The 14,714-nt window shown below is 41.0% G+C and carries 14 protein-coding genes and 1 pseudogene; 8 read left to right on the plus strand and 7 right to left on the minus strand.

All coding sequences use genetic code 11. The features are described from left to right. Positions 1 to 83 precede the first annotated feature (83 nt). Positions 84 to 632 carry a phosphate-starvation-inducible PsiE family protein gene (locus HWQ23_RS10315; RefSeq protein WP_292827334.1) on the minus strand — a complete coding sequence of 183 codons (549 nt, stop codon included), beginning with the start codon at positions 630 to 632 and terminating at the stop codon, positions 84 to 86. Positions 633 to 721: 89 nt separating this feature from the next. Beyond that, entirely contained in the window at positions 722 to 1,642 is a 921-nt protein-coding gene (locus tag HWQ23_RS10320; protein ID WP_292827337.1) for a tetratricopeptide repeat protein, read from the minus strand. Between the two features lie 266 nt (positions 1,643 to 1,908). Here HWQ23_RS10320 and HWQ23_RS10325 point away from each other — a divergent pair, with 266 nt between their 5' ends. Both HWQ23_RS10325 and HWQ23_RS10330 read left to right on the plus strand, forming a co-directional pair. After that, the gene (locus HWQ23_RS10325) at positions 1,909 to 3,957 is read left to right on the plus strand and encodes an elongation factor G (RefSeq protein WP_292827340.1); all 2,049 of its coding nucleotides are present in this window, start codon (positions 1,909 to 1,911) and stop codon (positions 3,955 to 3,957) included. 427 nt (positions 3,958 to 4,384) lie between these two features. Next, positions 4,385 to 5,041: a Uma2 family endonuclease gene (locus HWQ23_RS10330; protein ID WP_292827343.1), complete on the plus strand. Its 657-nt coding sequence runs from the start codon at positions 4,385 to 4,387 to the stop codon at positions 5,039 to 5,041. A gap of 5 nt (positions 5,042 to 5,046) precedes the next feature. On the opposite strand, the gene HWQ23_RS10335 is transcribed toward HWQ23_RS10330, so the two are convergent. After that, on the minus strand, positions 5,047 to 7,230 hold the full coding sequence (locus HWQ23_RS10335) for a GumC family protein (RefSeq protein WP_292827346.1): 2,184 nt from the start codon (positions 7,228 to 7,230) through the stop codon (positions 5,047 to 5,049). Positions 7,231 to 8,404: 1,174 nt separating this feature from the next. Between HWQ23_RS10335 and HWQ23_RS10340 the strand changes: the two genes are divergently transcribed. The 4 genes from HWQ23_RS10340 (at position 8,405) to HWQ23_RS10355 (ending at position 12,337) form a co-directional block, all read left to right on the plus strand. Continuing rightward, positions 8,405 to 9,766 (plus strand): glycosyltransferase family 4 protein, encoded by a 1,362-nt coding sequence (locus HWQ23_RS10340; RefSeq protein WP_292827349.1) that lies wholly within the window; start codon positions 8,405 to 8,407, stop codon positions 9,764 to 9,766. A 128-nt stretch (positions 9,767 to 9,894) separates the two neighbouring features. Further along, a complete protein-coding gene (locus HWQ23_RS10345; RefSeq protein ID WP_292827624.1) occupies positions 9,895 to 10,323 on the plus strand; it encodes a hypothetical protein in 429 nt (142 codons plus the stop codon). 49 nt (positions 10,324 to 10,372) lie between these two features. Further along, positions 10,373 to 11,212: an ABC transporter permease gene (locus tag HWQ23_RS10350; RefSeq protein WP_292827351.1), complete on the plus strand. Its 840-nt coding sequence runs from the start codon at positions 10,373 to 10,375 to the stop codon at positions 11,210 to 11,212. Positions 11,213 to 11,371: 159 nt separating this feature from the next. Next, entirely contained in the window at positions 11,372 to 12,337 is a 966-nt protein-coding gene (locus HWQ23_RS10355) for a GDP-mannose 4,6-dehydratase (RefSeq protein ID WP_292827354.1), read from the plus strand. 84 nt (positions 12,338 to 12,421) lie between these two features. Here HWQ23_RS10355 and HWQ23_RS10360 read toward each other — a convergent pair whose 3' ends face one another. From HWQ23_RS10360 to HWQ23_RS10370, 3 genes and pseudogenes are all read right to left on the minus strand, one after another. Continuing rightward, on the minus strand, positions 12,422 to 12,742 hold the full coding sequence (locus tag HWQ23_RS10360; RefSeq protein WP_292827357.1) for an XRE family transcriptional regulator: 321 nt from the start codon (positions 12,740 to 12,742) through the stop codon (positions 12,422 to 12,424). After that, positions 12,739 to 13,041, minus strand: a pseudogene (locus tag HWQ23_RS10365) (type II toxin-antitoxin system RelE/ParE family toxin); the annotation flags it as partial. The pseudogene HWQ23_RS10365 and the gene HWQ23_RS10360, both read right to left, overlap by 4 nt. A 244-nt stretch (positions 13,042 to 13,285) precedes the next feature. Continuing rightward, complete coding sequence (locus HWQ23_RS10370) at positions 13,286 to 13,426, minus strand: hypothetical protein (RefSeq protein WP_292827360.1); 141 nt, start codon at positions 13,424 to 13,426, stop codon at positions 13,286 to 13,288. Here HWQ23_RS10370 and HWQ23_RS10375 point away from each other — a divergent pair. Then, positions 13,416 to 13,613 carry a hypothetical protein gene (locus HWQ23_RS10375; protein WP_292827363.1) on the plus strand — a complete coding sequence of 66 codons (198 nt, stop codon included), beginning with the start codon at positions 13,416 to 13,418 and terminating at the stop codon, positions 13,611 to 13,613. The genes HWQ23_RS10370 and HWQ23_RS10375 overlap by 11 nt on opposite strands. Here the strand turns inward: HWQ23_RS10375 and HWQ23_RS10380 are convergent. Further along, positions 13,610 to 13,732: a hypothetical protein gene (locus HWQ23_RS10380; protein WP_292827366.1), complete on the minus strand. Its 123-nt coding sequence runs from the start codon at positions 13,730 to 13,732 to the stop codon at positions 13,610 to 13,612. The genes HWQ23_RS10375 and HWQ23_RS10380 overlap by 4 nt on opposite strands. 20 nt (positions 13,733 to 13,752) lie before the next feature. On the opposite strand from HWQ23_RS10380, the gene HWQ23_RS10385 reads away from it, so the two are divergent. Beyond that, positions 13,753 to 14,595 carry a Uma2 family endonuclease gene (locus tag HWQ23_RS10385; RefSeq protein WP_292827368.1) on the plus strand — a complete coding sequence of 281 codons (843 nt, stop codon included), beginning with the start codon at positions 13,753 to 13,755 and terminating at the stop codon, positions 14,593 to 14,595. The last annotated feature ends 119 nt before the right edge of the window (positions 14,596 to 14,714 follow it).

The raw sequence follows: 14,714 nt of genomic DNA on the forward strand, positions 1-14,714 counted from the left end.
ATACAGTCTCAAACAAAAGAGTGGAGAGTAGAAAAATACTTTTTCCCCACTCCCCACTCCCCACTCCCCATTTTCATAGAAGTTCATCCAAGCGGTTGATTCTGATCACATTGACGTGAATACTGGAATTCCAACTCATTTTGCCGTTCTCTACCTCCTTTATACGCAACCGGACAAAACTTAGTGTTAGCACTCATACAATCCATGTGTGGCGTCTTAGCACACACCACAAGTAGTCCACCCAGAACAAACAACAATCCACAAATTGCCAGCGTATTAACCCAATAAATTTCCAGCGCACCGTGAACTACTATCTCTCGCAGGAGAGATACAATTGTTACCTCAACTGCCACTCCCACAGAGATACTATGTTCTTGCAAATAGACCATTAATAGTCGAAATAACTCGACTAAAATCAACACAAATAGTATTTTTGCAGTCACATGTTTATAGTCTAGTGGCTGCGTGATGGCGATAGCTATCCCCCACAATTGGATCAGCATGACGGCGAATAAACCCAAACACAAGACAATCACAATTAAGTCTTGAAAGGCTTCCATGTTGCGAACAATTGAGTGCCGATCAAGCCAGCGATCGCTAAATAAAAATCGACTTTTCTGGCGCTTTTGCATGTACGTTTTATTCCAATCGGGACTAGTTCAGACAACACCAGCGAGTCAACCCAATAGTTTTATGTTATGCAATATTAAGCTTTTACGCCTCAGCGAGGTTGGTAATTTAAATTTTGTGCTTGTTGCAACAATTGCTCGGCATTCTTTCCCCATTGGGGATTACCCTGAGCATTGTATAAATCTTTAGCAAATTGCAATACTTGTACTGCATCCTTATATTGCTGTAACTGCATAAAAACTAACCCTGCACCATAATAAGCGTTGGGATAGTTAGAGTTAGCTTCGGCTGATTTTCTAAAAGCTTCTAATGCCTCTTGTAATTTGTGTTGGATAAACCAAATTGAACCGAGATTATAGTAAGCTTCTGGATACTTCGGATTAATTTTTACTGCCTTACGAAAGGCATCTTTTGCTTGATCAACTTTGCCTTGTTGGAGATAACACATCCCCATATGATAAGGAGGCTCTGGTGCATTTTTGCTATATTCTATCGCTTTTTTAAAAGATGCGATCGCTTGCTTACAATCTCCTTGCTGTTCTCGTACCAATCCCAAGTTATAGTGGGCAAATCCTAGTTTGGGATCGAGTTCCAACGATCGTTGCAAATAATCGTTAGCTAACTGTAAATTATTGCCTTCTAACAACGCACCACCTAAATTAGCAAAAGCTGGAGCAAATTTAGGATCGGCTTGCGTTGCTCGATAAAATGCGTCCGCAGAGGGTTGTAATTTTCCCGTTTGTCGGAATGCTAGCCCTAGATTATAGTGCGCTGGTGCTAATGTCGGATCTAATTGGGTTGCTTTTTTAAAGGCAGCGATCGCATCTTGTACTTTTCCGGACTGAATTGCCTGTAAGCCTTGGTTTAACCAGTCTATGGCAGTTTTAGCATTAGATTGTGCCAGCTTTAAGGCAACAGGAGGAGATAGAGAAACAGAGGGGAAGGAAATACTAACAAGCAGCATCAAACTTACTAACCCTGCTATGCGATATTTAGAGAATGATAATCCCATTGATTTTCTGACTCGCAACACTTTCAGTTAAATTTACTTGATAAGGACTTTTTTACAAAAGTTTTTTCTTCGGGATGAAAGTTTGTGATACTTAACTTTTCTTAAGCTAAATCTTACAACAGGCTACATTTTTTTTAACTTTCCATTAAAAGGAGGATAATAACGAATTAAGAAGGGGTAATTTTGACTCCAGAGAAGCATTTTTTATCCCTGATAAATACAGCAGAATAATGCGGTTAGGAAAAACTTACCGCAAGGGAGGTTTTATGAACGAAAAAGTAAAATCGGGTTCGCGGAATGTTGCAATTGTCGGGCCTTATTTAAGTGGAAAAACCACTTTACTAGAAAGCTTGTTATTTGTCACAGGGGCAATTTCCCGCAAAGGCAGTGTTAAGGACAGCAATACAGTGGGAGATAGTGCTGCTGAGTCGCGCGATCGCCAGATGAGTGTAGAAGTAACCGCCGCTAGCACTGAGTATAACGGCATTAGCTTCACTTTTATTGACTGTCCGGGAAGTGTAGAATTTGCCCAAGAAACGTACAATGCTTTAATTGGAGTGGATGCGGCAATTGTAGTTTGCGAACCCATACGCGAGCGAGTCCTCACCCTTGCCCCTCTATTTAAATTCCTAGACGATTGGGAAATTCCCCACCTCGTCTTTGTCAACAAAATGGATCGGGCAAATATTCACGTTTTGGAAACGTTACACGCCCTGAAAGCAGTATCTAGCCGTCCTTTGGTAGCGCATCAATATCCGATCATGAACGGGGAAGAACTCACCGGCTTTATTGATATGGTGAGCGAACAGGCATATAAATATCATCCAGGCGCACCTGCTGACCCTATTCCCTTCCCCGAAAGTTTAAAAGAAGAAGAGCATACAGCGCGGGCAGAAATGCTGGAAGCCTTAGCAAATTTTGACGACCATTTACTCGAAGAACTTTTAGAAGATATCGAACCACCCCAAGAAGAAATCCTCAAAGATTTAAAAATGGAATTAGGGGCAGATTTAGTAGTGCCCGTTTTCTTTGGTGTGGCAGAACAAGATTATGGTGTTAGACCTCTATTAGAAGCCTTGTTACGGGAAGCCCCCGAACCAGAAAGCACAGCAGAACGTCGTTTAAAAAACATAAAAGGTGATACACCTCTAGCGCAGGTATTAAAAACTTATTACACTCCCCAAGGTGGCAAACTCTCTCTCGTGCGTGTTTGGCGGGGCAAATTAACTGATGGTATTGTCCTCAATGGCATTCGTACTGGTGGAATTTACCGCCTGATGGGACAACAACAGCAGTTCGTTAACCAAGTTAGTGCTGGTGAAATTGTCGCATTGAGCCGTTTAGAAGGAATCAAGACAGGCGATACAATCTCTACAGAACAGCAGTCGGCGATGGAATTACCCAAAGCTGCACACTTGGAACCAGTGTATGCCCTTGCTATTACACCAGAAAAGCGCAACGATGAAGTTAAACTCAGCAGTGCCATCACCAAGTTGTTAGAAGAAGACTGCTCACTTGCTTGGGAACAACATGGCGATACCCACGAAGTAATTCTTTGGGGTCAAGGCGAAATTCATTTGCAAGTCACCCTCGACAGACTGCGCCGCAAATATAACTTACCGATGACAACCCACTTACCGCAAGTGCCTTACAAAGAAACCATCCGCAAAACAGTAGCTTCAGTTCATGGGCGCTACAAGCATCAAAGCGGTGGTCACGGACAGTTTGGTGATGTTTTTCTCGAAATTAAGCCTTTACCACGGGGTACAGGCTTTAACTTTAATGAAACTATTGTCGGTGGCGTGGTTCCGAAACAGTACATTCCTGGGGTGGAAATGGGCGTGCGGGAATTTCTGACACATGGGCCTTTGGGCTTCCCAATGGTGGATTTGGCGGTAACTCTGACTAATGGTTCGTATCATAACGTTGATAGTTCCGAACAAGCCTTTAAGCAAGCTGCCCGATTGGCAATGCAAACGGGGATACCCCAAGCGGAACCTACCCTGTTAGAACCAATTCTGCGGGTGGAAGTGACAACACCTAGCGAATTTACCTCGAAAGTGCTGCAACTGTTGAGTGGTAGACGGGGGCAAATTTTAGGCTATGAAGGTAGAAACGATTGGCAAGGCTGGGATAATGTCTCTGCATACTTACCACAAGCAGAGATGCAAAACTTTATTGTAGAGCTGCGATCGCTCACTCTCGGTGTTGGTTCTTTCCACTGGGAATATGACCATTTGCAGGAGGTGCCAGAAAAGCTTGCTGAACGTGTCATTCAAAGTAATGGTAATGGTGGAAACGGCAACGGCAAATAATTTTGGATTTTGGATTTTGGATTAATCTAAAATCAACACTAGCCCGGAACTTTAAGTTTCGGGCTAATAACTAAATCGCGTTAAAAATGACAACCAAAGGCAATTTGGTATAAGCATTCAAACAAATGCTGAAAATGAATTTAATATTTATCGCTATGTTGAAGTTGTTTGGATAACTGATAATTGGGATAATCCCCCAAATACTGACGAATTATTCGAGCCTAAAATTCAATTTCCAATGGGTGGAACTGCATATAGACTAGAACGTATAAAAGCATTTAAACAACGTTGGGACGAGCAAGGCTTGCTTGAATTTCAAAAGCACGTTCAAAAAGAATTAAAGATTGGCTAACATTTTTATCCTTTACTGCTACGATAACTTCATACCTGCTTTTATAAACCTAGTCGTAGATTGAAGTAATTAGTGATGGGAACACTTCAATTAAGACAATTAAGTGTTCCGCCGGGACATAGAGTAATACTCCACGATGTTAGCTGGCAAGAATTTGAGGCAATTTTAGAAGAACTTGGCGACCATCGAGCCGCTCGATTGGCTTACAGCCACGGAACTTTGGAGATGAGAATGCCGTTACCAAAGCATGAGAAAGCCAAAGTCATCATTGGGGATTTGGTAAAAATTCTGCTGGAGGAGTTAGAGATTGACTGTGAAACATTTGGCTCAACCACCTTTAAACGTGAAGATATGGCTTTTGGTGTAGAGCCTGATGACTCTTCCTACATTCAAAATTATGCTCAAATGATTGGTAAAGAACAAATAGACTTGACGGTTGATCCGCCACCTGACTTAGCAATTGAAGTTGATGTTACTTCCAAAACTCAACTAGATGCTTACGAAGCATTAGGAGTTCCTGAACTGTGGCGATATGAAGATGGCAAGCTAGAAATTAATATTCTTCAGGATGGCAAATATATTAACTCTGAAATTAGTTCTACTTTTCCAAACTTGCCCATTGTTGAAGTAATTCCTCAGTTTGTCGAACAGAGCCGAACTGTAGGTAGAAGTCCAACGCTGAAAGCATTTCGTCAATGGCTAAGAAAGCAAATCAATCCAAACTTAACGTAAATTTCCTAATAATAATAACTATTGCTCCTACTTTTATGACCATTACCAACTATGCCTAATATATTCAACCGAGAAATTTTCAGGTTATCTAAAGCTGCTTTTAGCATCGAGGAATTTGTTTTTTCAATCCTGACTACTATCAAAAGCCCATCAGTGTGGGGTACTATCAGGCTAGCATCGGCTAATCCCAGCAAGGGAGGGACATCATAAATCACTAAGTCAAAACTGTTATGTAAATCTGCCATTAGTTGCTTCATTTTTTGAGATGAGAGCAACTTTGTCGGATCGGGTGGTATTGGTCCAGAGGTGATTACAGATAATTGGTTCATGGAAGGTAGTTGCCGCATTACTTCTCCCACTGGCAAGTTTGTAGTAATTAAATTACTTAATCCCCATAGATTATTTAAACCTGATAGAGTGTGAATTGTGGGTTTACGAAGATCAGCATCTACCAGTAGAACTCGTTGCCCCATTGCTGTAGCTATTTGAGCTAGATGCAAGGCAACCGTAGACTTCCCATCACCACTCATAGCTGAACTAATAACTATAGAGCGCATCGGGCGATCGGAACTGAGTAGTTGAATATTGGTATAAAGTACCCGTAGCGCTTCTGAAAAGTGGGTAGAAGAGTCACCATACTCTTTATCTAGTAAAACACCCAACCTAGCAGTTGCCTGACAAGAAGAGTTTTGGATATTTGCTAAGGGACTTTTTTGATTAGAAGCGCGGTTTTTCTTAGTGTCAATTTGCTTTTCAAAAGGAATATTTCCTAACAATGGTTGTTTGAGCTTCTTTTTCAGTTCATCAACAGTATGGTAGGTATTATCTAGCTTTTCTACAAGTAAGGTAATACCAATTGCTGCGAGGATGCTTGCAACCAATCCCAGTATAAAATTGCGTTGGGTAGAAAAAGAATCAATAGGAATATCTGGGGTAGTTGGTCTTTGAAGTAATTGCCAGCCAACATCCGATTGGGATATTTCAATTTGGAGATTTTCGTGGGTTGATAGAAACCGATTTAAACTTTCAGTAGCAATTTGTAATTTGCGCTGTAATTCAGTGTACTGTCGGATCAAAATTGGCAGTTGCTTGCGTCGTTGTGCAAATTTCTGTTCTATTTTGGCAAGTTCTTGGCTTTGTGCTTCTAAGTTCTGAAACTGTGTCGCTACTTGGGCAAACTCTACACTCAATAAGCGCTCTGACTCTTGACGTAGCAAAGGTAAAAGACTAGCTCGTTTCTCTTTCAATGTTTGGATGCTGGGATTCTCTTCTTGTAAACGAGTTGATTCCGTAGCAATCTGAAGATCAAATAGGCGTATTTGGCTAATCAACTGTTGATATAAAGGAGCATTATTCAGAATTGTTGTTGCTCCATTTTTTCCTTGCAGGATAGCAAAATTAGCACGAACTTGGGCTAACTGTAGATCAATTACTTGTTTTTGTCGAGAGAATTCAACAGTTTGTGAAGCAATTTGCGCTACTTGGCTTTCTGGGTCATTAAAATTGTACCTTTGTCGAAAAAGTTGCAATTCTTTTTGAATCTGATCGACCCTATTTTGGATAAATGGCAGTTGTTTTTCAACAAACTGAAGCCCCTGACGTAACTTGGTTTGCCTCCTTAGTTGACTATAGTCTAAGTAATTCTCTGCTATTCGCTCTAGTACAACTTGAGTCTGCTTTGGATTGCTACTTTGATAACGAACTTCTATAATCTTGGTTTCTTGTAACCGATTAATCTTTAGAGACTCAACAAGAGAATAATAGTCGATTTCTGGATAGGAGGCTTGCAACTGTTTAAGAGTGGTTTTCATCAGTTCAGGACTCTTAAGAACCTGAATTTGGCTTTCATAATCTAGACTAGACTTCTGTGAGTTCAAGTCTTTAACAACATCCAGAACTTTGGGGTCATCACTTACATCATTTACAGGTTCTACCAACAGTTGAAAACTGCCTTCATATTCTGGAGGCTTCTCGTTTACCACCAAGTTAATCACTACAAGTGTCATCATAGTAATCGTTACACTTGTGATGAGTAGCGATCGCCGCCGTAAAATACTTATAAATTCTTGAAAGCTCCATTCATCTTCTTGTTCTTCAGCCCACCGAACAGGTTGATTTTGAGGGAATGGAGGCACAGAGTTATGACTGCCATTAGAACTTGAATTTTGAGAAGGATAATTCTCTATCATGTGTTTAATAGTTGGTAATGCACTGAACGGGAGCAGTAAAAAGGCTTTTGAAACTTTCAGTTAGGCAGTTTGCATATAAGTAATAATATATACAAAATATAATATTGATTTTATATTCCCTTTAATGAAACCTCGTATTGTTATTGAGCGTAATACGTAATAAAGGAAGTAATAAGCATAGCTTAAGTTACTTAGATGGGATCTGCTTGCTCAAAGTATAACAATAGAACTCAACCATTGACAAAAAATACCAAATATCCAATACGAGTTTAAGCTGTTAAAACTTGATTTTCGACGCTTTTTCACCGATAACAGCGTTGGGCTATGCCTCGGCAACTTATTAAAGGATGATTGAGAAAAGCCTGAAACGCCCTATTTAGTTACGTACAGTATAAAAATACTAACTAAATTTATACAAAACTTAAGTAATTAAAATATTAACTTTATAAAAACTTTGCGAGTATATTTTTTTAAATATAAAGTTTTGATGAGGTTTTGGGCTTTATAATTGAAAGATGATAAGGTGGGGCGTAACAGATGTTACACGTAAAAATCAAACTCAATGATCATATCTTTAAATGCCTTTAAGGATGTTTAAACAGTTAGTTCTGTATCATTATTCTTCTAGTTTAGGTAGCTTTTCGTAGAAAAGCCTTGCCACAGGGTGCGTAGTGTTCCAAGAAGAATTCAAAAGTCAGGAGTCAAAATTAAGACGCTAGCGGACTTACTTTGCGTAGCGCTATCAGTGGGGGATTCAGCGCAAAGTGCGGTCTTGGGGTCTCCCCAAGAGGAGCAACTTTGTAAGAGAAACCCGCCACTTTATTGTTGACCACTAAATACGCAGATTTAGTGGGGGTCTTAAACCCCTTTATTCAGAAGTTCTCTACGTTTGTGCAGCGTGTCGCAGACAGACGCTCTTGCTAGCTTGCTTCTTTGCAGGAGTACGCGAACACGAGAAAGCGTGGCGCTATCCGCCAGGCGTACAAAATTCAGAGCTTTCTTCTGACGATTGATGCCTTTATTCTTTCTTGGTAAAGCATCTCAGTCCTAAAAAGAGATTAGGTTTTTTGCTTTAACTCGTTCCGCTCAGGGAGACTTTAATATGTTGCTTGAATCTTTCAAACATTGAAGGAATAAACAAGCATTTTTCTACTCTAGACTAGGAGCATAGCAGATGAGACTTAATGAACTTAATGAATGGATTAATCAACAATTATTGCCATCGATTTCTACTGAGTTAGATGCAAGGAATAAACCTTCTGTAAAAACTCAAAAATCAATTAAATTATCTGTGCTGACCCAATTTTTTCCCCCAGATTATGCTGCTACAGGGCAGCTGATCGAAGAACTAGTGAAACAGTTAGGGAAGCAAGGGGTGGAGATTGAAGTCTTTACAAGTCAGCCAGGATATGCGTTTAGCTCTCATACGGCCTCAGCAGTTGAATGGGCTGACCAAATTAGAATTCAGCGATCGCGCACTGCCCAACTGTGGCCGGGAAGAATTCGTGGTAAAGCTGTTAATGGGATACTATATACTTTACGTGCTATGCTCTATCTGCTGAGAGCTTGGCGTCGCAACAATATATTACTAATAACTACAGCTCCCCCATTCTTGCCAGTTATAGGATATCTCGGTTATTTATTATTCCGATTGCCCTATGTGTGTGTACTCTATGATCTATACCCTGATATTGCGATCGCACTAGGTGTAATTTCCAAGCGTCACTGGCTAGTACGCTTGTGGGATGGGATCAACAAACAGGTTTGGCTAAAAGCCAAAGGGATTATAGTACTTAGTCCGGTGATGAAACAACATGTAGTAGCGCATTGTCCCGAAGTAGCTGATAAGATTTCTATAATTCACAGTTGGGCTAATCCAGAAGCGATCGTGCCGATTGCCAAGCGAGAAAACTGGTTTGCTTGGAAGTATAAGTTAGTTAACAAATTTACCGTACTCTATTCTGGCAATATGGGTCGCTGCCATGACATGGACACCATGTTAGAAGCTGCAAAGCAACTACAAGATGAGCCAATTGAGTTTGTCTGTATTGGTGGTGGTGCCAAACGCGAAGAATTAATCACGGAAGTAAATCGATTAGGGCTGAACAATTTTACGTTTTTACCTTATCAAGATCAGCAAGTGTTACCCTATTCTTTAACAGCTTGCGATCTATCACTAGTGAGTGTGGATGCAACTACAGAGGGTTTAGTTGTTCCCAGCAAATTTTATTCAGCTTTAGCCTCTGGGCGACCAATAGCAGTAATTTGCTCACAGACTTCATATCTGAGAGAATTAATGGCTGAAGCCAACTGTGGTGGGACATTTGATAATGGAGATAGTCAAGGTCTAGCGCAATTTATTCGCTTTCTGAATCGAGATCCACAAATAGGAGAGCAGATGGGCAAAGCAGGTCGCCAGTATTTGCGATCGTCGCACTTTACACCGAAAGTTATCTCTCAACAATATTTACATATTTTGGAGCAGGCACTATTGTCTGATGAGATAATAGCCATATCTCAAAGCGATGTAAAGTAAGTATATTGGAATTAATTTAATATTTTTGGAGTATTTTTTTAGGAGTTGGGCTTCGATGGTCTTATTGATCTCAGTCCCTCCAAAATAGCCTTCCTTGCTCATAGTTTTTGTCTATACAGGAGGTGGAATTGCAGAAAAGGTGTGACCGAAATCGGAAACGTTCCCAGCGACGGGCTATTTATTGCCCCATTCATAACTGCTATATCGATAGTGTCAGTCAGAAATATAAAATGTTTGCTGATCAAGCAGGTCAGTTACAGGAACGAGGGATGAGTCGGCGGAATGCGTTGATGTTAGTAGCTAACCAAACCGCAGTGGCTATAGAAGGGGAATGGTTAGAAGCTTTTTGGTGTGAAGAGTGTCAGCAAACAACTTGGTATCATATTCACAAGTGTGGCGATCGCAGTTATGAAATTTCGGTAGCACCACAAGAACTATGGCAGCAAGTAAGCGGAGTGATTGATTCTCTAGGGAACCCTTCTGTTGGGGAGTTTACGCGTAAGAGTGCCAGGTATGTTGGTTATCAAGGTCTTAAAGGTTTCCAGTTTGTCAGTTAAGTGTTATTAGTGCCATTTTGTTAAATATATTAATCTTCAATCAATAATTATGAGTAGTCCCAAAATTCTCTCTCAACAGGAGTTAGTGATTGAAGCTGGACACACAGACCAACAGTATTGGAAAGACATATGGCGCTATAGAGAATTATTTTATTTTCTTGCTTGGCGTGATATTTTGGTGCGATATAAGCAAACTGCGATCGGTATTGCTTGGGCACTGATTCGTCCGTTTTTGACTATGGTAGTTTTTACAATTGTGTTTGGACAATTGGCAAAGTTGCCTTCCGAGGGTGTGCCTTATCCAATTCTAGTTTTTTCAGCGATGTTGCCTTGGCAATTCTTCGCCAACTCTCTCTCGGAGTGCAGCAATAGTTTGATTGGCAATGCTAACTTAATCTCAAAGGTGTATTTTCCTCGTTTAATTGTACCGACAAGTGCAGTAGTAGTAAGCTTCGTAGACTTCCTGATTTCAGGGATGATTTTATTGGGGTTAATGGCTTGGTATAACTTTGTCCCCAGTTGGCGAATTCTGACACTACCACTGTTTATTGTTATTGCTTTTGCTGCTTCAATGGGGGCGGGATTATGGTTTGCTTCTCTAAATGTCAAGTATCGAGATTTTCGTTACATTGTGCCGTTTATTGTGCAGTTTGGTTTGTATATTTCGCCAGTGGGATTTAGCAGCAGTGTTGTTCCAGAAAAATGGCGGTTGTTATACTCCCTGAACCCTATTGTCGGGGTGATTGATGGTTTCCGTTGGGCGATTTTAGGGGGTTCAAAGTTATATTTACCCGGTTTTTTACTATCTTTGGGATTAGTAATTTTGCTATTTATCAGTGGTATTTGGTATTTTCGTAAGGTGGAACGGACTTTTGCAGATGTGATTTAAAGGTCTAATAGAGACCTAACCCCCAACCCCTTCCCTTGTAGGGAAGGGGAGAGTTAACAAACCCTTGAATTTGCATTAGTCCACCTCCGTGGACTAAGCTTTGTGTAGTAGCGAATTATATTCGCCCAATAGATTTAAAACATCCTCTAAAATAAGCTGATGAAGAAAGCTCTCATTTGTGGAATATCGGGTCAGGATGGAGCTTACCTGGCACACTTACTTCTTAATCAAGGCTATACCATCTGTGGTACTTCACGAGATGCCCAGATTTCCTCTTTCCAAAATTTGCTTCACTTAGCTATCCGTGACCAGGTAAAGTTAGAATCAATGGCTCTGAATGACTTTCGGAGTGTATTGCAAGTGCTGACAAAAATCCAGCCAGATGAAATCTACAACTTGGCAGGACAAAGTTCAGTTGGTTTGTCTTTTGAACAACCAGTAGAAACTTTAGAAAGTATCACTACTGGTACTCTAAATTTATTAGAAGCTATTCGCTTTTTAGGTGTCCCAATCAAACTCTATAATGCTGGTTCTAGTGAATGTTTTGGGGATACTGGCCAAACTGCTGCTGATGAAACAACGCCATTCCGCCCCAGAAGCCCTTATGCTGTGGCTAAAGCTGCTGCTTTTTGGGAAGTTGCTAACTACCGGGAAGCTTATGGTTTGTTTGCCTGTTCTGGGATTCTATTTAATCATGAATCTCCCTTGCGACCAGAAAGATTTGTGACTCAAAAGATTGTTGCGGCTGCTTGTCGCATTGCTGAAGGTAGCACTGAGCAGCTTTATTTGGGAAATATGCAGATTCAGCGTGACTGGGGTTGGGCACCGGAATATGTAGAAGCGATGTATTTGATGCTGCAACAGTCACAGCCGGATGATTATGTAATTGCTACGGGAGAGAGCAGTTCATTAGAGGAATTTGTCGCAGCAGCATTTGCATCTGTGAATTTAGATTGGCGTAACCATGTTGTGATCGATAATAGCCTGCTGCGACCTACAGATTTAGCAGTGGGTAAAGGAAATCCAGTTAAAGCGAAGGACAAGCTGGGATGGCAGGCGAAATATAAGATGAAGCAGGTTGTGCAAATGATGGTAGAGGCTAAGAGGATGTTTAGCAAGTCTTAAAGCATACTACAAACCCCGCTTCCATTCCTCTCCCCGAAAGGTCGAGAGGCTTTGGTGTTACCAAAAATACTTTTAAAACATCCTCTAGGGATTTAACTCACTAAAATTGTTGATTTTCACTTCACCATCTGCAAAACGTGCAACTATTTCCAGTTCACCTCCCATTACTTCGATCACTTGACGTAAATGACTAACATACATATCGGTACGCTTTTCTAATCGTGAAATAGCTGGTTGTTTCACTTGTAATTTTTCAGCCAGTTCAGCTTGAGATATTTTCAATGCTTGGCGCAATTCATGAAGTGCCATCTCTTCTTTTAATTGTGCTTTTTTCGCTACTATTTTTGCTTTTCTCGCTGGAGAAAAATCTTGAGTTAAGTGAGAAAACTTCTGATGTCCTGTCATATCAAGCCTTCCTCTCTAATCTCCTGAAGGTACTCATCATAAAGTTGATCGGCAATAGGAATATATTTTTGATAAAAGCGTTTATCTCCAGTTTTTTCACCTCCAATGAGTAGAATAGCGACTCGTCTTGGATCAAAAGCGTAAAAAACTCGAATCGGATTGCGTCCACTTTGTATACGTAATTCTCTCATGTGAGAGTGTTTTGAACCGTTAACACTGGACGAATAGGGAAAAGTTAGCTGTGTTCCCCTTTCTTCAAGTAGTTGAACAACACTAACCACATCATCTTGTTGATCTTCAGTTAGAGTTTGCCACTAACTCTCAAAGTTATCAGTGTATTCTATATCCCACGACATGCACTTAGGTATTACGTCGATGTAATATTAGCATTTTTTCCAGTCTACTGACCCATACTCAGAAACCTATTAGACATCTGGGAAAATGAATGTAGAGACGTTATATGTAACGTCTCTACAAGGGTTTCAGGTAACGCATCATTTGTAGTAGCGAATTATATGAGATTGTTGGTCAATTCAGGATGGGTTAAACCTCCATTGCTAAAACCTCTGTTTTGCGTTGCTTTCTCGCAGGGAAGCGATCGCAATGACTGGGATTGCTTTGTCGTTCCTCATCGCTGCGGACATCATTATAACTACTGATAACTGGAAAGCTAATGTCTGACACTGTTATTCGAGTTGAAAATTTAGGTAAAAAATATACTAAACTAGCAGATTTAATTGCTGAATGGTGGGAAAAACTCAAACCTGGATCTAATTATGAGGAAGAAACTTTAGCTCAGGCAAGAAATAGAGAAGAAGTTAAAGCATTTGGATACCGTTTTTTGGAAATTGCTAGAACTGAAGCTTTCTAGCTCAGGCTGTAAAGGGTTTGCGATCGCAATGCTTGGAATGGGGCGATCGCTCTTATAAAATATAAGTAGTAAGCTGCTCGTCGGGAGGCATCAGCAGAAATAGGAATAACTTTAGCCAATTTTGCTGAAAAACGAAGCTATGTACCAAACAGATCCACCCTTACCCAAGAGCCAAGTCCTGCCGACAATGTATGATCTGCCCAGTGAAGATCCAGAGGATATGGACTTACCCGAACAGATGCATCCCCGTCCACCAAGGGAAACCATGCCGACAATGTATGATCTTCCTAGTGAAGACCCAGAGGAGCCTGGTTTGCCGGACGAATTCCACGACTTCCAACCCCAATTATTACGCGAAACCTGTAAACCCCCAAATTACCCAACTGGGGAAATGTTTATTGGCACAGATTTAAATCTGTATTACGATGCCCGCAATAGATTGTGGCACAAAAGACCAGACTGGTTTTTGGTATTAGGTGTATCTCGTGCCCAACAACAACAAGATATGCGCCTGAGCTATGTTGTTTGGCAAGAAGGAATCGCCCCATTTTTAGTAGTTGAATTACTTTCACCCGGTACAGAAGCCGAAGATTTAGGACAAACATTCAGGGATGCCAAGAAGCCACCAACAAAATGGTTGGCGTATGAACAGAGTTTGCGAATTCCTTACTATATCGTGTTTGACCGCTATCAAAATCAATTGCGAGTGTTTCAATTAACCGCAACACGATATCAACCAGTAGAAGTTCCAGAACAAAAGTTTTGGTTAACAGAACTGGAATTAGGCTTAGGAGTATGGAGCGGGAGTTATCAGCAAACAGAAGGTTTATGGCTGCGTTGGTACGATGCTACAGGTAATTGGATTGCCACACCGGAGGAACGGGCAGAACACCAGAGTCAACGAGCCGAACAGGAGAGTCAACGGGCAGAACGATTAGCAGAAAGATTGCGATCGCTCGGTGTTGATCCAGATGATTTGTAACTTCATTGGCAGGCGATGCCTTCTCTACGAGACGCTACGCGTAGCTTGCTTCCCGAAGGGTACGGCGGGCTTTCCTGCGGAACGCTACGCGAACGCCTACGCTTTTGAGTGAAAGGCAA

This window comes from Nostoc sp. JL33 (assembly GCF_017114985.1).
Classification (GTDB): domain Bacteria; phylum Cyanobacteriota; class Cyanobacteriia; order Cyanobacteriales; family Nostocaceae; genus Nostoc.